This is a genomic window from Vibrio sp. TRT 1302 (assembly GCF_050113875.1).
Lineage (GTDB): Bacteria > Pseudomonadota > Gammaproteobacteria > Enterobacterales > Vibrionaceae > Vibrio.
In genome coordinates, this window is sequence record NZ_JBNJOF010000005.1 from 198914 (window position 1) to 221562 (window position 22649).

The 22649-nt window shown below is 45.4% G+C and carries 20 protein-coding genes, 2 tRNA genes and 1 other annotated feature; of the genes, 7 read left to right on the forward strand and 15 right to left on the reverse strand.

What is annotated here, in order from left to right:
- Positions 1 to 7: 7 nt before the first annotated feature.
- From nusA to ubiT, 7 genes are all read right to left on the reverse strand, one after another.
- On the reverse strand, positions 8 to 1495 hold the full coding sequence (nusA, locus tag ACQEXP_RS09750; protein WP_426969635.1) for a transcription termination factor NusA: 1488 nt from the start codon (positions 1493 to 1495) through the stop codon (positions 8 to 10).
- 24 nt (positions 1496 to 1519) lie between these two features.
- On the reverse strand, positions 1520 to 1975 hold the full coding sequence (gene rimP / locus ACQEXP_RS09755; RefSeq protein WP_269376563.1) for a ribosome maturation factor RimP: 456 nt from the start codon (positions 1973 to 1975) through the stop codon (positions 1520 to 1522).
- Between the two features lie 206 nt (positions 1976 to 2181).
- Positions 2182 to 2258 (reverse strand) — tRNA-Met (locus tag ACQEXP_RS09760).
- A gap of 56 nt (positions 2259 to 2314) precedes the next feature.
- Positions 2315 to 2398, reverse strand: a tRNA-Leu gene (locus ACQEXP_RS09765).
- A gap of 31 nt (positions 2399 to 2429) precedes the next feature.
- Positions 2430 to 2762, reverse strand: a complete 333-nt coding sequence (secG, locus tag ACQEXP_RS09770; RefSeq protein ID WP_138972557.1) for a preprotein translocase subunit SecG — start codon at positions 2760 to 2762, stop codon at positions 2430 to 2432.
- A gap of 227 nt (positions 2763 to 2989) precedes the next feature.
- Entirely contained in the window at positions 2990 to 3493 is a 504-nt protein-coding gene (locus ACQEXP_RS09775; protein ID WP_331416198.1) for an N-acetyltransferase, read from the reverse strand.
- Complete coding sequence (gene ubiT, locus ACQEXP_RS09780; RefSeq protein ID WP_138972559.1) at positions 3477 to 4004, reverse strand: ubiquinone anaerobic biosynthesis accessory factor UbiT; 528 nt, start codon at positions 4002 to 4004, stop codon at positions 3477 to 3479. Before ubiT ends, ACQEXP_RS09775 begins: the two co-directional genes overlap by 17 nt.
- Positions 4005 to 4202: 198 nt before the next feature.
- Here ubiT and ACQEXP_RS09785 point away from each other — a divergent pair, with 198 nt between their 5' ends.
- The 3 genes from ACQEXP_RS09785 to ACQEXP_RS09795 all read left to right on the forward strand — a co-directional run bounded on the left by ACQEXP_RS09785 (position 4203) and on the right by ACQEXP_RS09795 (position 8269).
- Positions 4203 to 6242: a sensor domain-containing protein gene (locus tag ACQEXP_RS09785; protein WP_269376561.1), complete on the forward strand. Its 2040-nt coding sequence runs from the start codon at positions 4203 to 4205 to the stop codon at positions 6240 to 6242.
- Positions 6243 to 6356: 114 nt separating this feature from the next.
- The gene (gene ubiU / locus ACQEXP_RS09790) at positions 6357 to 7370 is read left to right on the forward strand and encodes a ubiquinone anaerobic biosynthesis protein UbiU (RefSeq protein WP_426969637.1); all 1014 of its coding nucleotides are present in this window, start codon (positions 6357 to 6359) and stop codon (positions 7368 to 7370) included.
- A 20-nt stretch (positions 7371 to 7390) separates the two neighbouring features.
- Positions 7391 to 8269: a U32 family peptidase gene (locus ACQEXP_RS09795; protein WP_426969638.1), complete on the forward strand. Its 879-nt coding sequence runs from the start codon at positions 7391 to 7393 to the stop codon at positions 8267 to 8269.
- A gap of 45 nt (positions 8270 to 8314) precedes the next feature.
- Here ACQEXP_RS09795 and ACQEXP_RS09800 read toward each other — a convergent pair whose 3' ends face one another.
- From ACQEXP_RS09800 to rpsO, 5 genes are all read right to left on the reverse strand, one after another.
- A complete protein-coding gene (locus ACQEXP_RS09800) occupies positions 8315 to 9652 on the reverse strand; it encodes an MATE family efflux transporter (RefSeq protein ID WP_426969640.1) in 1338 nt (445 codons plus the stop codon).
- 60 nt (positions 9653 to 9712) lie between these two features.
- Positions 9713 to 10123, reverse strand: coding sequence for a MarR family winged helix-turn-helix transcriptional regulator (locus ACQEXP_RS09805; protein WP_269376557.1), 411 nt, complete (start codon positions 10121 to 10123; stop codon positions 9713 to 9715).
- A gap of 109 nt (positions 10124 to 10232) precedes the next feature.
- Positions 10233 to 11147 carry a lipoprotein NlpI gene (gene nlpI / locus ACQEXP_RS09810; protein WP_426969642.1) on the reverse strand — a complete coding sequence of 305 codons (915 nt, stop codon included), beginning with the start codon at positions 11145 to 11147 and terminating at the stop codon, positions 10233 to 10235.
- A gap of 120 nt (positions 11148 to 11267) precedes the next feature.
- Positions 11268 to 13400 (reverse strand): polyribonucleotide nucleotidyltransferase, encoded by a 2133-nt coding sequence (pnp, locus tag ACQEXP_RS09815; protein ID WP_426969644.1) that lies wholly within the window; start codon positions 13398 to 13400, stop codon positions 11268 to 11270.
- Between the two features lie 287 nt (positions 13401 to 13687).
- Positions 13688 to 13957 (reverse strand): 30S ribosomal protein S15, encoded by a 270-nt coding sequence (gene rpsO, locus ACQEXP_RS09820; RefSeq protein WP_005472830.1) that lies wholly within the window; start codon positions 13955 to 13957, stop codon positions 13688 to 13690.
- A 252-nt stretch (positions 13958 to 14209) separates the two neighbouring features.
- Between rpsO and mtnN the strand changes: the two genes are divergently transcribed.
- From mtnN to ACQEXP_RS09840, 4 genes are all read left to right on the forward strand, one after another.
- Positions 14210 to 14905: a 5'-methylthioadenosine/S-adenosylhomocysteine nucleosidase gene (mtnN, locus tag ACQEXP_RS09825; RefSeq protein WP_269376554.1), complete on the forward strand. Its 696-nt coding sequence runs from the start codon at positions 14210 to 14212 to the stop codon at positions 14903 to 14905.
- 14 nt (positions 14906 to 14919) lie between these two features.
- Positions 14920 to 15873, forward strand: a complete 954-nt coding sequence (locus tag ACQEXP_RS09830; RefSeq protein ID WP_269376553.1) for a cobalamin biosynthesis family protein — start codon at positions 14920 to 14922, stop codon at positions 15871 to 15873.
- Positions 15874 to 16695, forward strand: a complete 822-nt coding sequence (gene btuF / locus ACQEXP_RS09835) for a vitamin B12 ABC transporter substrate-binding protein BtuF (RefSeq protein ID WP_426969646.1) — start codon at positions 15874 to 15876, stop codon at positions 16693 to 16695.
- Between the two features lie 73 nt (positions 16696 to 16768).
- Positions 16769 to 17389, forward strand: a complete 621-nt coding sequence (locus ACQEXP_RS09840; RefSeq protein WP_269376551.1) for a TRIC cation channel family protein — start codon at positions 16769 to 16771, stop codon at positions 17387 to 17389.
- Positions 17390 to 17550: 161 nt separating this feature from the next.
- Here ACQEXP_RS09840 and thrC read toward each other — a convergent pair whose 3' ends face one another.
- From thrC to thrA, 3 genes are read right to left on the reverse strand one after another with little or no spacing between them, the layout of a single operon-like run.
- Positions 17551 to 18834 carry a threonine synthase gene (gene thrC, locus ACQEXP_RS09845; protein WP_269376550.1) on the reverse strand — a complete coding sequence of 428 codons (1284 nt, stop codon included), beginning with the start codon at positions 18832 to 18834 and terminating at the stop codon, positions 17551 to 17553.
- Positions 18831 to 19787 carry a homoserine kinase gene (gene thrB, locus ACQEXP_RS09850; protein ID WP_426969695.1) on the reverse strand — a complete coding sequence of 319 codons (957 nt, stop codon included), beginning with the start codon at positions 19785 to 19787 and terminating at the stop codon, positions 18831 to 18833. The genes thrC and thrB overlap by 4 nt, the downstream gene beginning before the upstream one ends.
- Positions 19788 to 19803: 16 nt before the next feature.
- Positions 19804 to 22263, reverse strand: a complete 2460-nt coding sequence (thrA, locus tag ACQEXP_RS09855) for a bifunctional aspartate kinase/homoserine dehydrogenase I (protein ID WP_331427092.1) — start codon at positions 22261 to 22263, stop codon at positions 19804 to 19806.
- Between the two features lie 28 nt (positions 22264 to 22291).
- Positions 22292 to 22411, reverse strand: a sequence feature (Thr leader region).
- Positions 22412 to 22649: the final 238 nt, after the last annotated feature.

Sequence of the window (22649 nt, forward strand, 5' to 3'; positions counted from 1 at the left end):
CTGAAAATTATGCTTCGTCGCCGAACCAACAGATGTTACGAGCTGCCATAATCAGCTCACCCGCACGCTCTTCGGTCAGGCCTTCAATACCTTCAAGATCATCGATGCCCTGATCAGCTAGGTCTTCTAGTGTTGATACACCTTTAGCTGCCAGTTTAAATGCCATCTCACGCTCAAGACCTTCAAGGCCTAGTAGGTCTTCTGCTGGCTCAACGCCTTCGAAAGACTCTTCTTGTGCTAGCGCAAGAGTAGTTAGTGCATTCTTAGCACGATTACGTAGTTCTTCGACTAGATCTTCATCTAGACCATCAACTTCAAGTAGTTCGTTAACTGGAACGTAAGCAACTTCTTCTAGAGTTGAGAAGCCTTCTTCAACAAGCAGTTGAGCAAAGTCTTCTTCGATATCTAGGTGCTTCATGAAGCTATCAATAGCAGCTTGAGACTCTTCAGCATGTTTCTTGTGAAGGTCTTCTACTGTCATTACGTTAAGTTCCCAACCAGTCAGTTGAGATGCAAGACGTACGTTCTGACCGTTACGGCCGATAGCTTGTGCTAGGTTGTCCGCTTCAACTGCGATATCCATAGCATTCGCATCTTCATCTACGATGATAGAAGCAACGTCTGCAGGCGCCATTGCATTAATTACAAATTGCGCTGGGTTATCGTCCCAAAGAACGATATCGATACGCTCACCACCAAGCTCGCCAGAAACGGCTTGTACACGTGCACCGCGCATACCAACACACGCACCCACTGGGTCAATACGTTTGTCGTTCGTTTTCACTGCGATTTTTGCACGAGAACCTGGATCGCGAGCTGCACCTTTAAGCTCAATGATCTCTTCCGCAATTTCAGGAACTTCAACACGGAATAGCTCAGCAAGCATTTCAGGCTTAGAGCGAGTAACAAATAGCTGGAAGCCACGCGCTTCTGGAGCCACTTTGTATAGTAGACCACGTACACGGTCACCTGGACGGAAGTTTTCACGAGGAAGTTGGTCATCACGTAGGATTACCGCTTCCGCGTTGTTACCTAGGTCAAGAACAACCGTTTCACGGTTTACTTTCTTAACTACGCCAGTCACAAGTTCACCTTCATTGTCGATGAACTGTTCAACGATTTGTGCACGCTCTGCTTCACGTACTTTTTGTACGATAACTTGTTTCGCAGTTTGAGTCGTAATACGGTCAAATGTTACAGACTCAATATCATCTTCAACGTAATCACCTAGTCGAACTTCTGCATCATCGTACTGAGCAGCTTCTAGAGAGATTTCCTTCGTTGGATGTTCAACGTTTTCTACTACTAACCAACGACGGAAAGTTTCGAACTCGCCTGTTTTACGGTCAATTTGAACACGAACGTCAATTTCGATTTCGTGTTTTTTCTTAGTAGAAGTTGCTAGAGCAATTTCAAGGGCTTCAAAGATACGCTCACGAGGTACCGCTTTCTCATTCGATACCGCTTCTACTACCGCTAAAATTTCTTTACTCATTTTAAATAGCCTCTAAGACTTTAATTAAAATTTAGGGATCAGGTTAGCTTTTGAGATATTGCTTAGTGCAAACTCTTCTTCATTACCATCAACAGTAACAGAGATAGTTTCACCATCCACTGAGTGGATTACACCTTTCCACTTGCGACGGTTGCCTACAGCCATCTTCAAAACGATGCTTACCTCGTGACCAATAAATTGTTCATAGTGTGCAGCTTTGAAAAGTGGTCTTTCTAAACCTGGTGAAGACACTTCAAGGTTGTAAGCCACTGTGATTGGATCTTCAACGTCCATAACCGCACTTACTTGACGGCTAACTTCCGCACAATCTTCGACAGTAATGCCGTTTTCGTGGTCGATAAAAATACGCAACGTTGAATGCTCGCCTGCGCGAATAAATTCTAATCCAACTAACTCATAACCTGATGCAGCTACAGGAGCTTCAAGCATTTCAGTAAGTTGTCTTTCTAAACCAGTCATTTTAACCACTCCAGAAACAAAAAAAGGGCTCACAGCCCAATTTAAATTCCAAGCAAAGCTCTAAATTTCCCTTCAGAAATTTAGATAACAAAAAACCCCGAAAAGTCGGGGTTTTTTGTTGCTGGACCCTGATACGTTAAGCAAAATCATTGTCGCTTAACTCGCAGTATCGCTACTGCGCAAACTTGTCCAAATCCTAAGAGGATTGGTTGCGGGGGCCGGATTTGAACCGACGACCTTCGGGTTATGAGCCCGACGAGCTACCAAGCTGCTCCACCCCGCGTCCGACTTGTCGAGCATTATACGCTCTCCAAGGTGTTTTACAAGTTTGTAAATCAATGGTGCCGAGAGAGGGACTCGAACCCTCACACCTAAGGCACTAGCACCTCATGCTAGCGTGTCTACCAATTTCACCATCTCGGCAGCTAATTCTATTTCTCAGCTAGAAAATAGCTTATTGAGGAATTTCACTACCTTGAGGGGCAGGAATTTCACTCGCATCGTCAGCTTGCTGGATAACTTGACCTTGTGTTGGGTCAACCCACTGAGATTCAGTTTTGTGTGTAGACATATTGCCTAGCACCAAGCTGAGGACGAAAAATACTGTTGCAAAAATTGCAGTCATTCGGGTTAGGAAATTACCTGAGCCGCTTGCGCCAAACACTGTGTTTGATGCGCCTGCACCGAATGAGGCTCCCATATCTGCGCCTTTACCTTGTTGAATCAACACTAGGCCGATTACACCAACCGCTGCCAACAGGTAAATCACAAGTAGAACTGTAAACATTATTTCCACCTATGTTCCAAATTGTTGAGCCAGCGCCGCTCGAAAACATTACTTTTCAATAGGTTTTTGAACAAGGCTAGCGACCTCCTTATCGAAGGCCGAGCAATACTAGCGAAACACGCTAATGCTGACAAGTAGATTTTTGCAAAAAATTAGCCACTGGCCGCCAAGCGGTCAAAAAAAGGACAAAACGATAATTTTTCATCCTTTTTCTGTGGCGAACAAAGCTAAAGTTCTGAAAATTCTCTGCTGTATTCGATCAAACCTGTGCGCTGATTTAGCTCTCCTTCCACTAAACCTAGCACCTGAAATGCACCTTGAGGGACATCCCACTGACAACGCATATTATGCTTTTCGCTTGCTTCAAAGCCAAATCGAGCATAATAAGCAGGATCACCAAGTACCACGCAAGCTGGGTAGTCAAACTCCAGTAAAGAAGCTAATCCTTCTTTTACGAGATCGGCTGCAATGCCCTTGTTTCGGTAATCGTGACGAACAGCTAGTGGCGCTAATCCCTGCCAGTTTAGGTCTTCACCGTCTAATGTGACCGGACTAAACAGTACATAACCCACGACTTCACCTTCATCGTTGCAAGCAACAAGCGACAATGTACGGCGACCATTTTCTCTTAGTGTCATCACTAAGTTCGCTTCTGCTTCAGTGTCGAAGGCTCCTTTTAGAAGTCTATCGACCGCCAGAATATCTGCTGGTGCTTCAGTTCGAATAAGCATTTACAACCTCTTTGTGTGTTGAAGGCGATTGTAAGCCTTTTTGCACAAATTCGGCTAGCTGATTTAACAAGGTCTGAACAGCTTTCGGCAATGAATCAAGATCGACACTGTCCATCAAGTTTTTAACTTCCAAACCCAATTCCGTATCACCTTCTATGGTTAGGCGACGCTGGAAAAACAGGGTATCAGGATCTTCTTTGCGTCCCGCAATCAAAACTAAGTCATTCAGATTGCCTCCAAACAACACATCTTCCTTCACACTTTTATCACCAACAACAAGCTGTTCGTCTTGATAGCTAATTAGCCAACTCAGCTGCATATCTTTTACTTCAACTTTTAACCACTTATCTTCAAGGAATTCGAAATCCCCATCTTCAAGAGCCTCTTTAAACACCGTTTTTAGCCCTTCAAGCAAGGCTTTTTTTTGTACAGATTGAGGCAATAAGTGGACTGGAGATCGCAAAATTGATGCAGCGTTTTGAACTAGTTGAGTGCGAATCTTGTTAATCACGCGAATTATCCGTTACTTTGTGGGTTGGAATTGCTCATCATAAAGTATGTTTAACTAACGATTCCTGTTATTTGTCAAAGAATCTGCGTGATGCCTGAAACTCTTTAAACTACAGGCAATGACAGTTATAGTTATTACATCATTCATATTCACAATCGATGTGAATCACAAGCTCTGTTGGAGAGTTGGAAAAACTTGATGCTATCGCAACAATTACAGCACTGGTTTAAAGAAATAACGGCTAACAGCCCGTTTTTTTTCGCTATCTTAGATAACCAGCATAATTATGCCGTGGTTAACGGGCGCTATTGTGATATCGCAGGTCTTACTCCTCCTGAACTGGTTGGTATGAGTGACAGCCAGATCATGGGGCAACAGTTTTATAATCATCTCAAGCCTTATTATGATCGCGCTTTTAAAGGCGAATCGATCGAAGCTGAGATGACGATGGGTGATCTCGATTTAGAGACTAGCCTGCATTTCAATATCTCACCACTGAATACCGATGGTAAGATCGAGCACATCATCTTTCATGCTCTCGACACCTCTGAAAAACAGATCCTGATTCGCTCTTTGGAAGAGTCAGAAGGTAAGTTTTCGACTTTAACCTCTCTGGTTCCTGAGGGAATCATGTTAGTGGAAGACGATTGCATCATATCAGCAAATCCTGCTGCGTTAAGATTACTTGGTTTTGAGTCGGTACAAGATGTACTCGGAGAAAGCCTTTCACGGCTATTTGTCGATGAAAAAACAAAAACGGTTTTTTCTAGCTCATTAGTCAGCTCACTAGGTGAAGCGCCATTAACGTGTCTGACTGGTCCTCGCTGTGGATTTGAACGCAAAGTCCAGCTCTTGGCTGACGCTACAATGATTCTCGGTAGTGATTCCCAACTGGTTTTGATCCAAGATGCAGATTCGACACCTAAGAAGCTCTCTCCAACACAGCACGAAGATGCGCATGTTGACTCACTCACCGGCTTGTATAACCGTTTCGGATTCACCAAACGTTTAGAGCAACTGATTCACAACGATACACCGTTGATCATGCTCTATCTTGATATCGATAACTTCAAAAATATCAACGACTCACTTGGCCACCATATTGGGGACAAAGTGATCAAGGAAGTCTCTTCTCGTCTTAAGCGCCTTTTACCTCCACATGCGGTTTTAGGGCATTTAGGAGGAGATGAGTTCGGCATCATACTGCCTGAACCTGATAATAATCGCATGGCAGAAATGCTGTCAGAACGCATTATCTCTCTCGTGAATCAACCATTTGATCTACACCATTTCAGCAAGCGACTTGCATGCTCTATTGGTAGTGTCGCCTACCCTGGCGATGGCAACGATGCTCGTATCTTGCTGCAAAACGCTGACACAGCAATGTATGAGGCGAAGGATCGTGGTCGTAACCGGCTGATCAAGTTCAACGATCAGATGAACAAAGAAGCTCGCATGCGCCTATGGCTGGAAATCGAATTACAGAAAGCGCTGCAACAAAATGGACTTGAGGTGTGGTATCAACCTAAAGTCAATGCGCGAGACTTCAGTATCAATGGTGCTGAAGCACTGATCCGTTGGAAGCATCCCGTGGAAGGCTACATTAGCCCTGGTGCATTTATTCCTGTTGCGGAACGAGCTGGCTTGATCGAACATCTAGGTCGAGTGGTCATGCGCGAGGTCTTTACCACAGTCAAACGCTGGAAGCTGCAAGGTATTTTACCGGGTCGAGTGGCGATCAACCTCTCCCCTGAACAATTTGGCAATCCTAAGTTAATCGACTATATGGAAAAGTTGCTGCGCACAACAGAGTTAGATCCAAGCTGTATTACTTTTGAGCTGACAGAAAGTGCGGTGATGAGTGATAGTGAGCACACTCTACAAATGTTGAATGCAATTAAGCGACTAGGTTTTGCTCTATCAATCGATGACTTCGGAACAGGCTATTCATCGCTCTCCTACTTAGCGAGATTCCCAATCGATGAACTCAAAATTGACCGAGCATTTATCTCTGATATTGATACGCTGCCTAAACAAATCACAGTCATAGAAAATATCATCAATCTAGGTAAATCACTCAATTTGACTGTCGTCGCTGAAGGTGTAGAAACCCAGCAACAAGCGACTCTGCTGTCTAATCTAAACTGTAACTCAATTCAAGGCTTCCACTTCCATCGCCCTCAGCCAAGACAAGAGGTTGAAGAGCTATTTGCACAAAACCGTCGCCACAAAAACTAACCCTAAGTGATTATTTCACTTAGAAACTCACTCAAACCTGCCTTATATCAAATTCGCCATTCATAATTCTTCATAAAATGCTCAGCAATTTTATGAGACAGTCTGGTAAGAGCAATGGAACTCCTATGCCCTGCAGGTAACTTGCCTGCACTAAAAACTGCAATTGATTGTGGCGCTGATGCGGTTTACATCGGTTTTAAAGATGATACCAATGCCCGTCATTTTGCGGGCTTAAACTTTACAGGTAAGAAACTGGAAAAAGCTGTTCAGTACGTTCATGACCATAAGAAGAAGATTCATGTCGCTCTCAACACTTTCGCTCATCCAGACGGATTTTCCCGTTGGACCGATGCGGTCGACCGTGCTGCGGATAATGGCGTAGATGCCCTGATTGTGGCAGATATCGCGGTACTTGATTACGCATCTCAAAAGTATCCGGACTTAGAACTTCACTTATCAGTGCAGGCCTCGGCAACAAACGTCGCGGCGATCGATTTCTACAAGAACAACTTTAACGTCAAGCGCGTTGTTCTACCTCGTGTTCTTTCGATTCATCAGGTGAAACAGCTATCACGTAATATCACCAGCGATGTCGAACTAGAAGTGTTTGCGTTTGGCAGCCTATGTATCATGTCTGAAGGCCGCTGCTATCTCTCCTCATACATGACAGGAGAATCACCAAACACAGTGGGGGCGTGTTCGCCGGCCAAATATGTTCGCTGGCAAGAAACCGAGAGTGGGCTCGAGTCTCGCCTCAACAACATTCTTATCGACCGTTACAGCGAAGGTGAAAACGCAGGTTATCCGACCTTATGTAAAGGCCGTTTCACCGCCGATCTAGAAGAGCAAACTAAGGCTTATCATGCGTTGGAAGAGCCAACCAGTTTGAACACCCTTTCTATGCTCCCTGAGCTGTTTGCCGCGAACGTAGCCTCGGTAAAAATCGAAGGACGCCAACGCAGCCCTGCCTACGTAGAGCAGGTAACACGTACTTGGCGAGCCGCTATTGATCGCTACTTAACAAACCCTGAAGGCTACCAAGTCGAAGCGGCTTGGGATGCGACCCTAGCAAACGTGTCAGAAGGTAAGCAAACAACACTCGGTGCATACCACCGCAAATGGCAGTAGAGGTCAATATGGAAAAAAACATGAAATACGCGCTTGGCCCACTACTCTATTTCTGGCCAAAGCAGGATGTCGAAGCTTTTTATAATCAGGCTAAAAGCAGTTCAGCAGATATCATTTATTTGGGTGAAAGTGTTTGCTCTAAACGACGTGAAATGAAACCAAATCATTGGTTTGATATTGCGAAAGAGCTTAACTCTGCCGGCAAACAAGTTGTCCTTTCGACCATGGCTCTTCTCGAAGCGCCGAGCGAGGTCAGCATCATGAAGAAGTACATCGATAATGGTGATTTCGCGATTGAAGCCAATGATGTTTCCGCTATTCAGCTTGCTTCCGAACGCAAAGTTCCATTTGTTGTTGGTCCCGCGGTTAATACCTATAACGCCCACACACTGAACCTATTTCTTAAACAGGGCATGACCCGTTGGTGCATGCCTGTCGAGCTGTCACGTGAGTGGCTGAGCAAAGTACTAACCCAATGTGATGAGATTGGTATTAAGGGTAAGTTCGAGGTCGAAGTCTTCAGTCATGGCTACCTACCTTTGGCCTACTCAGCTCGATGTTTTACCGCAAGAGCAGAAAATCGTGCCAAAGACGATTGTGAGACCTGCTGCATTAAATACCCAACAGGCATTCAAGTAAGCAGCCAAGAAGGACAGGAAGTGTTCAACCTGAACGGTATCCAGACTCAGTCAGGCTATTGCTATAACCTGATCAACGATCTGCCAAGTATGCAAGGATTGGTCGATGTCGTACGCCTGAGCCCACTTGGCCTCGATACCTTCTCGCAAGTTGAAAAATTCCGCGCGAACGAGAGTGGTCAAAGCCCAGGTCAAATCGATAGCCGTCAGTGCAACGGTTACTGGCATCAACTGGCTGGTCTAGAAGTGAAGAACGTCTAGTTGAATTTATGACACATGATAAAGGGCTCGAATGAGCCCTTTTCTCTATGCGGTGACCTGTTCGGTCGATGTCACTTTTAAGCGCTTGAGATCTTTCCACAGCATCGTCATCACCACTAAACTGAGTGCAATGTTAGACAATGGGTACGCAATCCAGATACCCGGCACACCAAACAACTTAGGCATCAGGTACAAGAAAGGCAACTGCACCAGCATATTACCAACAGTAACAAACATCGCTTTACTCCCCTTGTTGATCGCTTGGTAGTAAGCACCAGCAACCACTAAGAAGCCGTCAAGAGCCATAGAAAACATGTGCAGACGAATTCCCATCACCGTATGTTCCATCAACTGTGCGTCATCCTTATTAAAAACAGAGACAAATTGAGTTGGGAATAGATTGAGTAGTACCACAAATACACCACCCACTATCACCGCTGAATACATCGCAACTTTTAGAAGTTTGCGGATGTTTTGTTGGTTTCTCGCCCCATGGTTGTAGCTGACCAAAGGCTGCATACCATTTGCAATACCTTCTGCAGTGAGATAATAGACGGTGACGATATAACCTAGTATGGCGTAAGCGCCAATCATCAACTGATCGCCATATTGAGCAAATAGTGCGTTGTGCAGTGCAACCATCATAGAACCATAGGCATACATAAAGAAACTGGATGCGCCAATCGCAAAGATGTTGGGGATGATAGCCAGCTTTAAGCGTAAATCAGCCCACTTCAAACGCAATCTCGCATAAGATGAGAAGAAGTAAGCCAAACCCGATACGGTGACCACACCTTGTGCAATAGCGGTAGCTATCGCGGCACCGGTCAACTCCCAGCCCAACACAGCAATCAAGAGGTAATCTAAGGCGATGTTAACGAATGCACCAATGACCATAAGCATGGTCGCAATATTTGGGCTTTCATCATTGCGAAGTAAAAAAGGCATCGCAATCGAGCCCAGAGTAAAAATACAGGCACCAATCAAGATGTGTAGGTATTGTAACCCCAGCTCAAATACTCGGCCTTCAGCTCCCTGCCAACGAAGAAAATCATCTGCGAGAAGATAGAGAACGACCGAGACCACAGGCACCAAAGCGGTAAGTAGCAGTAATCCCGTCGCGAGGATCTGTTTTGCACCTTGGTTATCTTTTTTTCCTTGTTGTATTGAAACGAGTGCTCCGGTTCCCACACCAACCAGCATACCTAGCCCAAGAATCGAACCAATCATAGGCCAAGCGACGTTAATGCCCGCTAAGCCATCAGCACCAACATAGCGACCGATGAAGACGCCATCAACGACTTGATATAGACCGTTGACCAGCATTGCTGCCACGGTAGGTATCGTGTATTTCCAAAACTGTTTATAAATGGATGTTTGCATTTTCTCACCACTAGTTAGCATGGCTAACTAAATAGATAAATTTTTCTGACTTCGAGCTAATTATTTAAGTGCTTTTTCTAACAAGCTAATCAAATGGCTGTTTTCAACCTCAGTCAGTTTGCTGCTAATAGACTCCGCGATCCTGCGGTAAACCACTTGTTCAAGCGAAAGGTCTTTAATGACCTGCTCCGTTAGAACGACTCGCTTAGAGCGTCCATCTTCATTACATGATATCCGTGAAACTAAGCCTTTATTCTGCAATCGTGCCACCATATTCGAGGCGGAAGGCTTACTCACTTTCATCTCTTGAGCTAAATCGGTGATGCGAATCCCCTGAGCGTGTTCTTGTATCACTCGAAGATAATCGTATTCATTAAAACTCAGGTTTGATAACGCATCTTCTTTGGCATGAACTCGCCACGCTTTGGAACAGAATCGTTCCAGTTCCATTAAGCTATTTTCTAGAGTCATTGGCTGTATATTTAGTTAGCAAGACTAACTATTTTAGTCTTCGTTTTTCCATCTGGCAATAAAAAAGCCGCTGCAAAGCAGCGGCTATCGGAACTCACATCATCAATGTTTATTCTGTCTCAAGCGCTTTGGCTTTATTCTTGGCAAGATGCTCAGCTTTAACTTGATTGTAAATTCGGCTAAGTTCTAAGAACGAATAACGATGTTCTACATACTCAAATACGTTGAACGAAATCGCCAGTTTGTATAGCGATATGGCGCTCGCAAAATCACCTTCAGCTTGATAGCGCTTACCCAAGTAGAAGTAAGCCTCTGTTAGACGCTGAGCCAAAACAGTATTGTCTCTGGTGCCTGCTAAAATGGCTTTAAAGGCCTGATCTTCAGACACTTCTCCAAGCGTAATGGCAACCAGCACCCAACCCCATTGCTCATCACGAGTCTGGTAGACTTTGAGTAGCTCTTCACGAGCGACATCCGGTTGCTTTTCCTGCTTAATGATATAGCGCCACAAAGCACGAAATGGATCGCTTGGATCCTCATCGTAATGCTTTTGCATATCTTCTAAAGCGAGGTCAATCCGATCACCATAGTAAAGCGCAATGGCACGGTTGCGTGCGGCATAAGAATTATCCGGATCTAACTCTAAGGTAGAATCAAAGGCATCGTACGCAGCATCATACTCACCTACTTGGGTAAAATAAACGCCAAGTAAATTAAACAGATCTGGCTGAGCAGGATTAAGAGCAAGTGACTGATTGTAATCTAAACGAGCGAGATCTCTCAGACCAACACTGTCATAGTAGTTACCGCGTTCATAAAGCATTTTGGCTCGAACATCATTCGAAAGATCGGGTCTTTGTAAGAGTTGAGATAAACGCGCAATCTGAACTTCTTGCTGCACACTGGCTTGCAAAGGAACCGCCATTGGTGGGTATAGCCACTGAGCGTTGTTGCTTGAGGTCGATGCACAGCCTGCCGTAATAGCTAAAGCGAGACTAAGCGTAGCGGTTTGAAACCATTTCACAGATCGATACTCCTGTTACTGAGTTTGCACTCAGAGTAATCCGCAATAAAAAAGGGAGCGTAATGCTCCCTTTATAACATGCTTTTAGCGTAATAAGCTAATTAGCCTATCGAGCTCGCATTATGCGTCTGTAGCAGGTTTTTCTTCAGTAACGACTTCTTCAGTCTGTTCTACCGCTTCTTTCATGCTTAGACGAACGCGGCCCTGACGGTCGATTTCAAGAACTTTAACTTGAACTTCTTGACCTTCAGCAAGGTAGTCAGACACTTTTTCTACACGCTTGTCTGCGATTTGAGAAATGTGTACAAGACCATCTTTACCAGGAAGAATCGTAACGAAAGCACCAAAGTCAGCTAGACGTGCAACTTTACCTGTGTAGATACGACCTACTTCAACTTCAGCTGTGATCTCTTCGATACGGCGAATCGCTTCTTTTGCTGCTGCGCCTTCTGTTGCTGCAATCTTAATTGTACCGTCATCTTCGATTTCGATAGTTGTACCCGTCTCTTCAGTTAGAGCACGGATAACTGCACCACCTTTACCGATAACATCTTTGATCTTCTCTGCGCTGATCTTCATTGTGTGAATACGCGGAGCGAACTCAGAGATATCTTCACGAGCACCAGAAATCGCTTCATCCATTACAGATAGGATGTGCTTACGTGCACCTTGCGCTTGGTTAAGAGCAATTTGCATGATCTCTTTAGTGATACCTTCGATCTTGATATCCATCTGAAGTGCAGTGATACCTTCGTTAGTACCTGCTACTTTAAAGTCCATGTCACCTAGGTGGTCTTCGTCACCAAGGATGTCAGAAAGAACAACGAAATCATCGCCTTCTTTCACTAGACCCATCGCGATACCCGCAACAGAGGCTTTGATTGGTACACCAGCATCCATAAGAGCTAGAGACGTACCACATACAGAAGCCATTGAAGATGAACCATTAGATTCAGTGATTTCTGATACAACACGTACTGTGTATGGGAATTCATCGATAGATGGCATTACAGCTGCAATACCACGCTTAGCCAGTTTACCGTGGCCGATTTCACGACGCTTAGGAGAACCTACAAAACCAGTTTCACCTACACAGTATGGAGGGAAGTTGTAGTGTAGTAGGAAGTGATCTTTACGCTCACCAGTTAGCTCATCGATGATTTGAGCATCGCGCTGCGTACCTAGAGTCGCAGTTACTAGTGCCTGAGTCTCACCACGAGTGAATAGTGAAGAACCGTGAGTACGTGGAAGAACGCCAGTACGAACGTCTAGAGCACGAACCATGTCTTTCTCACGACCGTCGATACGTGGGTTACCAGCAATGATGCTGCGACGTACAACTGTCTTCTCAAGATCGTGGAAGATAGTGTGGATTTCTTTGGTGTTTGCTTCTGGATCTTCAGCAAGTAGCACTTCGTTAACTTCTGCCGCGATCTCGTGAATACGACCGTAACGAGCCATCTTTTCAGTGATTTGGTAAGCTTCAACAAGCTTAGCTTCTGCTAGTTCAGCAATTCGAGAAGTCAGTGCTGTGTTTTCTTCAGGTGCAACCCAATCCCAAGCTGGAGTAGCAACTTCAGCAGCGAACTCGTTGATTGCAGAGATAACAGTTTGTTGTTGATCGTGACCGTAAACAACCGCTGCAAGCATCTCTTCTTCAGTTAGGTTGTCAGCTTCTGATTCAACCATTAGAACTGCAGATTCAGTACCCGCAACAACAAGGTCAAGCTTAGATGTTTCTAGCTCAGTGTTGCTTGGGTTTAGTACTAGTTGACCGTCAATGTGACCAACACGTGCAGCACCAATAGGACCGTTGAATGGGATACCAGAGATAGCTAGCGCAGCTGAAGTACCGATCATTGTAACGATGTCAGGTTGAACGTCTGGGTTTACAGACATAACCGTTGCGATTACTTGAACTTCGTTTTTAAACGCATCTGGGAATAGAGGGCGAATTGGACGGTCGATTAGACGAGCAGTCAGAGTTTCACCTTCAGATGGGCGACCTTCACGCTTGAAGAAACCACCAGGGATTTTACCTGCAGCGTAAGTACGCTCTTGGTAGTTAACCGTTAGAGGGAAGAAGTCTTGACCTTCAACCGCTTCTTTTTTACCAACAACAGAAACAAATACTGCTGTGTCATCCATAGTTACCATAACGGCAGCTGTAGCTTGACGAGCGATAACGCCAGTTTCTAGAGTAACTGTGTGGTTACCGTACTGGAACGTTTTAACAACTGGTTTTTCGAACATTGTTATTCCTTTCTCTAAGCACGTGCTTAGATTGAGTTAATTAAATTACTCAAGGCATTACGAATCGCGACTAGTAAAAGAATACTGCGGGCAATAGCCTTTTAATAGTCGCGACCTTTTGGCCGACATCGGTGACTGTAATGCAAAAAGTATTGTGGAGATAAAACCACTAAGGTGGTTATAGCCGGACGTAGTATAAACTACTTAGCAGAGGTTTGGCACATTTTAGGCCACAAAAAAGGGGCGTATAGCCCCTTTTTCGACAAACTGTTCTATGCAGCCGCTGATTAGCGACGTAGGCCTAGACGCTTGATTAGATCTTGGTAACGAGAAAGGTTTTTGCCTTTCAAGTAGTCAAGAAGCTTACGACGGCGAGAAACCATACGTAGAAGACCACGACGGCTGTGGTGATCGCCTTTGTGCGCTTTGAAGTGACCTTGTAGGTGGTTGATAGAAGCTGTAAGTAGAGCTACTTGAACTTCTGGTGAACCTGTATCGCCTTCAGTTTGAGCGTATTCTGCAACGATTGCTGCTTTAGTTTCTGCATTCAGAGACATAATTCTCTCCTAATAAGAGTAAGTTTAAATTTGTAGCAGCCAATCTCTGATTCAGCCGCTACGCGAAGCGCGGATTATATGAGATGTATATAGGTTAAGCAACTGCTTTTTACGAACGTCGCTTCGAGAATAGGAAAGTCTCGTTATCCAATCGCGAAGTGTTCTCAAAGGGCGAAGCCCGTTCCCATCTAGCCCTTTTCTGTTACACTTAGCACCATTCAATTAGACCCATGTCAATTAACAGGATTCATTATGAAAATCGGCATCATCGGTGCAATGGAACAAGAAGTTTCCATCCTTAAACAAGCAATTGAAAACCGCCAAGAAGTAAGCAAAGCAGGCTGTACTTACTTCTCTGGGCAGATCAACGGTGTGGATGTCGTTTTGCTTCAATCCGGCATTGGCAAAGTATCAGCAGCGGTTGGCACCACAATTTTACTAGACGAGTACCAACCTGACGTGATCATTAACACTGGCTCTGCGGGTGGTTTTGATTCTAGCCTCAACGTTGGTGATGTTGTGATTTCAACTGAAGTTCGCCACCACGATGCCGATGTGACGGCATTTGGCTACGAAATGGGACAAATGGCACAACAACCAGCGGCATTCATTGCAGATGCAAAACTGATGGATGTGGCAGAGAAAGCGCTATCACAAATGGAAGATAAGCACGCAGTTCGCGGCCTAATCTGTACTGGTGACGCTTTTGTATGTAGTGCGGAACGTCAGGCATTTATCCGCAAACACTTCCCATCGGTTGTCGCGGTAGAAATGGAAGCCGCAGCGATCGCTCAAACTTGTCACCAGTTCAAAGTTCCTTTCGTTGTGGTGCGTGCAATCTCTGATGTGGCAGACAAAGAAGCAGGTATGAGCTTTGATGAGTTTCTTCCGCTAGCCGCTCAAAGCTCCTCTGAAATGGTTATCAAGATGGTTGAACTTCTAAAGTAAGTTAAAGAGACATCATGGAAGATCTGTTTCAGCAACTCTACTCAAATGGTGCGCTCCTCGTATTGTGGGGCGCTTTATTATGCCATCTGATATTACCCTTTCCCCGCGAAGCTCATCCTGCCATTTTGTGGCATAAATTCGCCGAGCAATTGGCCGATAAAGTCAATGTAAACAACAGCTACCAGCAAAGTATTATCTCAGGCGGCTTAGCTTGGCTACTGATGATTCTGCCTATGCTAGCCGTTTTAATCGCGTTAAAGCCATTGGTTTGGCAACCGCAACTTTTTGAGCTGGCTTTTCTCCTTCTTGCCATTGATTGGCGCAATACAGATAAATTTACCGCTCAATTCGTTGCCGCTCTCGCCCGAGAGGACAAAGAGCAAGCAAAGATGCTGATTAAGCCGCTGATAAATCGCGCCACCGAGCCTTTATCGCTACTCGGACTTGGCAAAGCCGGCTCTGAAACCTTGATTATGTCTTACGGACGCAATGTCGTTGGCGTGCTGTTTTGGTATGCCATTGCGGGCGGTATTGGCGCTTTTGGCTATCGAATGTCGGTCGAACTGGCTCGTGCTTGGTCCCCTTCAAGACAAAAGTTCTCGCCGTTTGGATTGACGGCTGTGCGTGCTGTCGCCGTCCTCGACTTTATCCCTTTGCGACTATTTGCGCTCATGATCGTCGTCGGTCACCGAGCAAAAGCCTCTGTTCAACTCATTCAACAGCAAGCAAGCTCTTGGCCTCTTCCAGGACCGGCTTGGCTGATCGTCGCTGTAGGTGGTAAGTTGGAGTTATCTTTGGGTGGCCCTGCCATCTACGACGGTAAAAAATCCGTACGCGCTAAGCTTGGCGGTCGTATTGCACCATCTGCGATACATGTGGCCCAAGTTCAGAAGATGTTGGCTTGGCGCATGTTCACTTGGATCATTATTCAAAGCCTGCTTATGGGCATATTTTATCAAGGTATTTAGATGCGCCTTATCGTTGCCAGTTTGGCTGCACTGGTTATTCCTAGCCTTTTCGCTGCACCCGTCGAGCGGGTCATTAGTTTAGCGCCACATGCCACAGAGATTGCGTTCGCGGCAGGACTGGGGGACAAGCTTGTTGCGGTCAGTGAGCGTAGCGACTATCCCGAGCAAGCCAAAACGCTGGAAAAAGTGTCCAATTATCAGGGTATAAAAATCGAGCGAATCATTGCTCTTCAACCAGACCTAGTTATCGCTTGGCCCGCAGGTAACCCAAACGGTGAGCTGGAGAAGCTAAAGCAGTTTGGCATCAATATTTATTACTCACAAACCTCGTCTCTTAGCGATATCGCTAATAATCTCGAACAGTTAAGTGAATACTCAGACGATCCCAATATAGGCAAACAAGCCGCAGCCGACTTTAGACAACAGTTAGAAAAGCTTAAAAACGAGTACCACACAGAAACACCTGTTCGCTACTTCTATCAATTAAGCGCCCAACCCATCATCACCCTCGCCCAAGAGAAATGGCCAAGTGAGGTATTCACATTCTGCGGGGGCGTCAACGTCTTCGCCGACAGTGTCGCGCCTTATCCTCAAGTTGGGCTGGAACAAGTTATCATCAGTAACCCAGAAGTCATCTTCTCTTCTGAACATGCTATTGCCGATGGCAATATGTGGCAGAAATGGGCAAACCAACTTGATGCAGTTCAAAATAAGCATGTCTGGTCATTAAACTCAGACTGGCTAAACCGACCGACGCCGAGGACACTGTTAGCGGTCAAACAAGTTTGCGAGTATTTTGATAACGTTAGGCGAAAACACTAACGGTCAATGGTGATATCTCGTACAATCCAGTCTCACTTTTATTCGCAACTTTTTAGTAAGAGATTTTAGTAACATGGACTCCATGCTGCTTTATTTGATCGACTTGTTCGGTACAGCTATTTTTGCCATTTCTGGCGTTCTACTTGCAGGCCGCTTAAAGATGGATCCATTTGGTGTCACCGTATTGGGCAGTGTTACTGCTATTGGTGGTGGTACGATTCGCGATATGGCTCTTGGAGCAACCCCAGTATTCTGGATCACTGACACCAACTACTTGTGGACTATCTTAATTACCTGTTTGCTCACGATGCTCATCGTTCGACGACCAAAACGCCTAGCTTGGTGGGTTTTACCGGTGTGTGATGCGATTGGATTAGCAGTCTTTGTCGGCATTGGTGTAGACAAAGCAATGCATTATCAAGACTCAGCGCTGGTCGCTATCATCATGGGGGTAATAACGGGTTGTGGCGGCGGCATCATTCGAGATGTATTAGCGCGTGAAGTCCCAATGGTACTGCGAAGTGAAGTCTATGCGACTGCGTGCTTGATTGGTGGCGTATTCCATACCACAGCCTTAGCGATTGGCTATGATAGCGATACCGCTTTCCTCGCGGGTGTAGCTTCTACTCTGATTATTCGCTTAGGCGCTATTCGCTGGCACCTTTCGTTGCCGACATTTGCTTTGAACAGATAAACACTAGAAGCTAGAATTTTTTTGAAAGGTTGACGTTAAGGCGTCAACCTTTTTTCTGCATTTTTGAACGCTGTATCAGATATCGATTCGCCACTACAACGTGCACCTATTGAAACGCGGCGCTCTAAAAAACAAAGGCCGCCTAAGCGACCTTTGTTTACTTATTTCTGCACTCGACGCAGAACTTCTTTCAATGCATCGAAGTCATTGGCGAGGTCTTCAGACAGCAAATCCATCACTGCATGTTTTGCTAGAGGGCCAGGCAGGTCAATATCTGTACCTAAAATATCGTCAACCACTTCCTTGAACTTCGCTGGATGTGCCGTACAGAGGAATAACCCTGTCTCACCTTCTTGTAGCTGCTCTTGCAGCACTCGGTAGGCGATCGCACCGTGCGGTTCACACAGATAACCTTGTTGGTACAGCTCTTTTACTGATTCCGCGCTTTGCTCATCACTCACCGCACCTTTGCCTAACGTCTCTAAGCCCCAATCTTTCACTTGGCATAGCTCTTCGATACGCGGCCAGTTGTTTGGCTGACTCACATCCATCGCGTTTGAAGTCGTTGCAACCGTTGGTTTTGGATCCCACTTACCCGTTTCTAAGTAACGTGGCACGGTATCGTTAGCGTTAGTCGCAGCAATAAAGCGCTTAATCGGCAAACCTAGAGCTTTTGCTAACAAGCCGGCTGTCAGGTTACCAAAGTTACCACTTGGTACCGATACCACGAGGTTTTCACGCTGCTCTTTGCTTAGTTGAGAAGCGGCCTCAAAGTAGTAGCAGATCTGAGCCATTAGGCGGCTAATGTTAATTGAGTTAGCGGAGTTTAAGCCAATCTCTTCACGCAGAGCGGCGTCATCGAAAGCTTGCTTAACGAGCGCTTGGCAAGCATCAAAATCACCATCGATAGCAACCGTGTGAATGTTGTTGCCAAGCGTACAGAATAACTTTTCTTGCAGAGGGCTAATTTTGCCTTTCGGATAAAGGATAACAACGTTGATATCTTCCATCCCGTAGAAAGCGTGTGCCACTGCCGCACCTGTATCACCAGACGTTGCTGTCAGAATCGTGATTTTACCACCATTAGAAACAGCGGCTAACGACTGAGCCATAAAGCGGCCGCCGAAATCTTTAAACGCTAGAGTTGGGCCGTGAAACAGTTCAAGGGCATAAACACCCTCTTTGACTTGCTTGATTGGTGCAGGAAATTGGAACGCTGCATCAACCATTGAATTTACTTTTTCTTCTGCTAATTCATCACCAATCAGTGCTGATAGAATCTTAGTACTACGTGAAACAAAGTCTTCAGCTAAAAGAGCATCTACATCGTCAAACTTAGGCAGTTCTGATGGAAAAAAAAGGCCTTGGTTACGACCTAATCCTTGGCGCACGGCTTGGCCAAAGGATACTTGTTCGTCATTTTCTTTTATGTTGTACAGCTTCATAGCTCACTTCCTGTTACGTTCGAACCTTGCTTGTTGAGACGACAAACATGGACGAATCCTTCTTCATTTTGTACGTAGTTTTGTTCAAGCCAGCGTGCCACACGCTCAGCGACATCTTCATCTTTACAAATACTAAATAGCGTTGGGCCACTACCTGAAATACCCGTCGCCAAAGCACCGGCTGCGACAGCGTATTTACGCGCTTCAGCAAAACCGGGTAACAGTTTCTCACGATACGGTTCAGCGATCACGTCTTTGATCATTTTCGCTGCCAGTTCAGGCTGATTAGAGTGGCAAGCATGTATAAAGCCTGCGAGATGACGACCGTGGGCGATAATATCCTGACGGCGATATTGTGATGGCAGAATTGCACGCGCTTCGGCAGTCGAGACCTTGATACCCGGATAAGCCATTACCCAATACCAATTGTCAAAACAAGGCACTTCTTGACTGATAATGCCTAACTCCTCCAACATCAACTGTACGCCGCCAAGGTAACATGGTGCGACGTTATCGTAGTGAACACCACCAGATATCTGTCCTTCCATTTCCCCCATTAATGCAAGCAACTCAGTTTCGTTAAGAGGTTCGCCATGGAAACGGTTCAGCGCATCCAAAGCAGCCACAATGGAACAAGCACTTGAGCCTAATCCAGAGCCAATAGGCATATTCTTTTCTAGAGTCATCTCTAGGGGCAGAAGCTCTTGACCTTTCTTATCTAGCTCGCGAGCAAATACACGCCAGCAGTCATAAACAATATTCTCTTTTGGGTTTTCAGGTAGTTTTGAGACAAAGCTACCTGCTGTTTTTAGGCTAAACGGCTCATCACCTGATTTAACCATAACTCGGTCACCCAGTAGCGTGCCATCAATGGGGGACACTGCCGCCCCCAAAACATCGAAACCAACGCTCACATTACCGATTGACGCAGGAGCATAAACAACGACATCCATACCTCGACTCATTTCTTTATACTCCTAATTTCCAGCCTAATGTACGCATCACATCAGCAAACACACCTGCCGCTGTCACTTCAGTACCCGCACCGTAACCACGTAATACTAATGGAATAGGCTGGTAGTAACGGCTGTAAAACGCCAACGCATTTTCACCATCTTTAATCTTAAACATTGGGTCGTTTTCATTGACCGCTGCGATGCTTACTCGACATTCACCATCGGAGATTTCACCCACGTAGCGTAGCACTTTTCCTTCTTCTGCTGCTTGAGCAGAAAGTTGTTGGAAATAAGCGTCAGCTTGAGGTAAACGCTGCATAAACTCTTCTATAGTGCCTGAGTCATCAAAGCCTGGTGGCAGAGCTTGGTCAACAATGACATCTTCCAACTCTAAGTTCATACCTGCTTCACGAGCAAGAATCAGTAGTTTACGTGCTACGTCCATACCCGACAGGTCATCGCGTGGATCTGGCTCTGTAAAACCACTCTCTTTGGCAATATTCGTCGCTTGGCTAAGTGTCATGCCTTCATCCAACTTACCGAATATAAATGACAGTGAACCAGACAAGATGCCACTGAAACGTTCCAGTTCGTCACCCGCTGAGATAAGGTTCTGTAGGTTTTCAATAACAGGCAGACCCGCACCAACGGTTGTTTCGTACATCAATTTGCGGCGTGAGCTACGCGCAACATCACGCAATTGATGGTAGTAAGACATACTCGCGGTGTTCGCTTTTTTGTTCGGCGTCACCACGTGGAAACCAGCAGCTAAAAAGTCTGCATATTGATTCGCGATTAATTCACTAGAAGTACAGTCAACCAACACTGGGTTGATAATGTGGTTGCGCTGTACCAACGAGATTAAGCGTGCCAGGCTGAACTCTTCTGACGCATCTTTCATACGATCACGCCAGTGTTCAAGTGGAAGCCCTTCGCTATCCAACAGAAGACCTTTACTGTTTGCCAAACCACAAACTCGTAAGATGATGCCTTTTTCAGCCAATTTCGCTTGCTGACGATCAATCTGATCCACCAGTTCGCCACCCACACCACCAACACCAACTACAAACACATCGAGGAAGTGTTTTGAGTTGAATAGGTTTTCGTGACAGGCTTTGATGGCTTCTGAAATCTTATCTTCTGGGATCACGGCTGAGATAGCACGCTCAGATGAGCCTTGTGCAATTGCAACAATATTAACGTTAACTTCGGCTAACGAAGAGAAGAATTGAGATGCCACACCACGAGAAGTGCGCATTCCATCACCCACTAACGTTACGATCGCGACATCATTAAGGAACTCAACCGGCTCCAACAGGCCATCTTTCAGTTCAAGCTCAAAAGCATCACCAAGCGCTTGCTCTGCGATTGCCTGATCTTGAGCTTCAATACAGAAACTGATGCTGTATTCTGAAGAAGACTGAGTAATCAAAACGATCGATACACCCGCAGAAGACATCGCACCAAATACGCGGCTAGCCATGCCAACCATGCCTTTCATACCAGGGCCAGATACGTTAACCATCGTCAGGTCACTGAGAGTTGTAATACCCTTGATCGCTAGATTATCTTCACCCGTGTCTTGGCCAATGAGCGTGCCCGCACCTTGTGGGTTAAAACTGTTTTTGATCAGACAAGGAATATGGAATTGGGCGATCGGCGCGATGGTCTTAGGGTGCAGTACAGACGCACCAAAGTACGAAAGCTCCATTGCTTCTTGGTAGCTGAGAGATTTTAATAGACGCGCATCCGCTACTAAGCGAGGGTCACAGTTATAAACGCCATCAACATCAGTCCAGATTTCACAACAATCGGCACGAAGACACGCGGCCAAAACCGCTGCTGAGTAGTCCGAACCATTACGTCCTAACGTCACTAACTCGCCTTCGTCATTACCCGCAGTAAAGCCAGGCATGATGTTTACATGGCCTTGTGGAAGAGGATTCTGACGGAAGTTTTGAGTAGAGATTTCAACATCAACCATCGCTTCAAGATGATCACCACGAGCAAATAAGTATTGCACAGGGTCGATCAGACTGGCTGGTTGGCCTTTCGCCTCTAATACCGCTTTCATAAGCTGAATAGAAACTCGCTCACCTTTACTAATGATACGTGCGTTGACGTTGTCAGGGCACATACCCAGCAAGTTTATGCCATGAACGAACTGGCGTAGCTGAGATAGAGATGTTTTAACTTGATTGTCGTAAGCACTGCCATTGATGTTCGGCAGCACTTGCTTGATGTCTTGGTAAAGGTCGCGGAAAGAATCCTCAAGCTCGGCGATTTGCAATTCTGCTTCGCCATTTTTTAACGCCCCTTCAATGACAGAAACTAATTTATTGGTCGTCTTGCCTGGTGCTGAAAGCACGACTGCGACTTCTTCTTGTTGAGCATTATTAGCAATGATATCTGCTGCTCGTAAAAAACGATCAGCATCGGCTAATGATGATCCTCCAAACTTTAAAACTCGCATCCCTTCCTCCAAATGTCTTAAATTGACATAAAAAAAGGCCTGTATCTTGTGGGATACAGGCCTTTTTTATGATTTTCTTTCGCTTAGCAGCCTGCCCCAACAATAGCGATGTCGGTAATAATAATGGTTGTGGTCATTACTAGGCTTTGGTGCTGCATAAAATTAGTTTTCTATAACGATGTGTGTTTGCTTACCCATACGTGTAACCTATTTTTCATCCTCACGTCAATGAAAAGTTACTATTTTTTGTTCACACTCCGACTCTGCAGTCTTTACACGATGTAACCAACTTTCTCATTATTCCAACAACCAATGAAACCACAGGCACATATCATAATAACTAATTGCTATATAAAAGTTGCATCTAGTCCGGAAGTTTTATGCTT

Bases quoted from the DNA above. Each gene is read 5' to 3' on its own strand.
- nusA (WP_426969635.1), bottom strand. From the start codon at position 1,495: ATGAGTAAAGAAATTTTAGCGGTAGTAGAAGCGGTATCGAATGAGAAA.
- rimP (WP_269376563.1), bottom strand. From the start codon at position 1,975: ATGACTGGTTTAGAAAGACAACTTACTGAAATGCTTGAAGCTCCTGTA.
- secG (WP_138972557.1), bottom strand. From the start codon at position 2,762: ATGTTTACAGTTCTACTTGTGATTTACCTGTTGGCAGCGGTTGGTGTA.
- ACQEXP_RS09775 (WP_331416198.1), bottom strand. From the start codon at position 3,493: ATGCTTATTCGAACTGAAGCACCAGCAGATATTCTGGCGGTCGATAGA.
- ACQEXP_RS09785 (WP_269376561.1), top strand. From the start codon at position 4,203: ATGCTATCGCAACAATTACAGCACTGGTTTAAAGAAATAACGGCTAAC.
- ubiU (WP_426969637.1), top strand. From the start codon at position 6,357: ATGGAACTCCTATGCCCTGCAGGTAACTTGCCTGCACTAAAAACTGCA.
- ACQEXP_RS09795 (WP_426969638.1), top strand. From the start codon at position 7,391: ATGAAATACGCGCTTGGCCCACTACTCTATTTCTGGCCAAAGCAGGAT.
- ACQEXP_RS09800 (WP_426969640.1), bottom strand. From the start codon at position 9,652: ATGCAAACATCCATTTATAAACAGTTTTGGAAATACACGATACCTACC.
- ACQEXP_RS09805 (WP_269376557.1), bottom strand. From the start codon at position 10,123: ATGACTCTAGAAAATAGCTTAATGGAACTGGAACGATTCTGTTCCAAA.
- pnp (WP_426969644.1), bottom strand. From the start codon at position 13,400: ATGTTCGAAAAACCAGTTGTTAAAACGTTCCAGTACGGTAACCACACA.
- rpsO (WP_005472830.1), bottom strand. From the start codon at position 13,957: ATGTCTCTGAATGCAGAAACTAAAGCAGCAATCGTTGCAGAATACGCT.
- mtnN (WP_269376554.1), top strand. From the start codon at position 14,210: ATGAAAATCGGCATCATCGGTGCAATGGAACAAGAAGTTTCCATCCTT.
- ACQEXP_RS09830 (WP_269376553.1), top strand. From the start codon at position 14,920: ATGGAAGATCTGTTTCAGCAACTCTACTCAAATGGTGCGCTCCTCGTA.
- btuF (WP_426969646.1), top strand. From the start codon at position 15,874: ATGCGCCTTATCGTTGCCAGTTTGGCTGCACTGGTTATTCCTAGCCTT.
- ACQEXP_RS09840 (WP_269376551.1), top strand. From the start codon at position 16,769: ATGGACTCCATGCTGCTTTATTTGATCGACTTGTTCGGTACAGCTATT.
- thrC (WP_269376550.1), bottom strand. From the start codon at position 18,834: ATGAAGCTGTACAACATAAAAGAAAATGACGAACAAGTATCCTTTGGC.
- thrB (WP_426969695.1), bottom strand. From the start codon at position 19,787: ATGGATGTCGTTGTTTATGCTCCTGCGTCAATCGGTAATGTGAGCGTT.
- thrA (WP_331427092.1), bottom strand. From the start codon at position 22,263: ATGCGAGTTTTAAAGTTTGGAGGATCATCATTAGCCGATGCTGATCGT.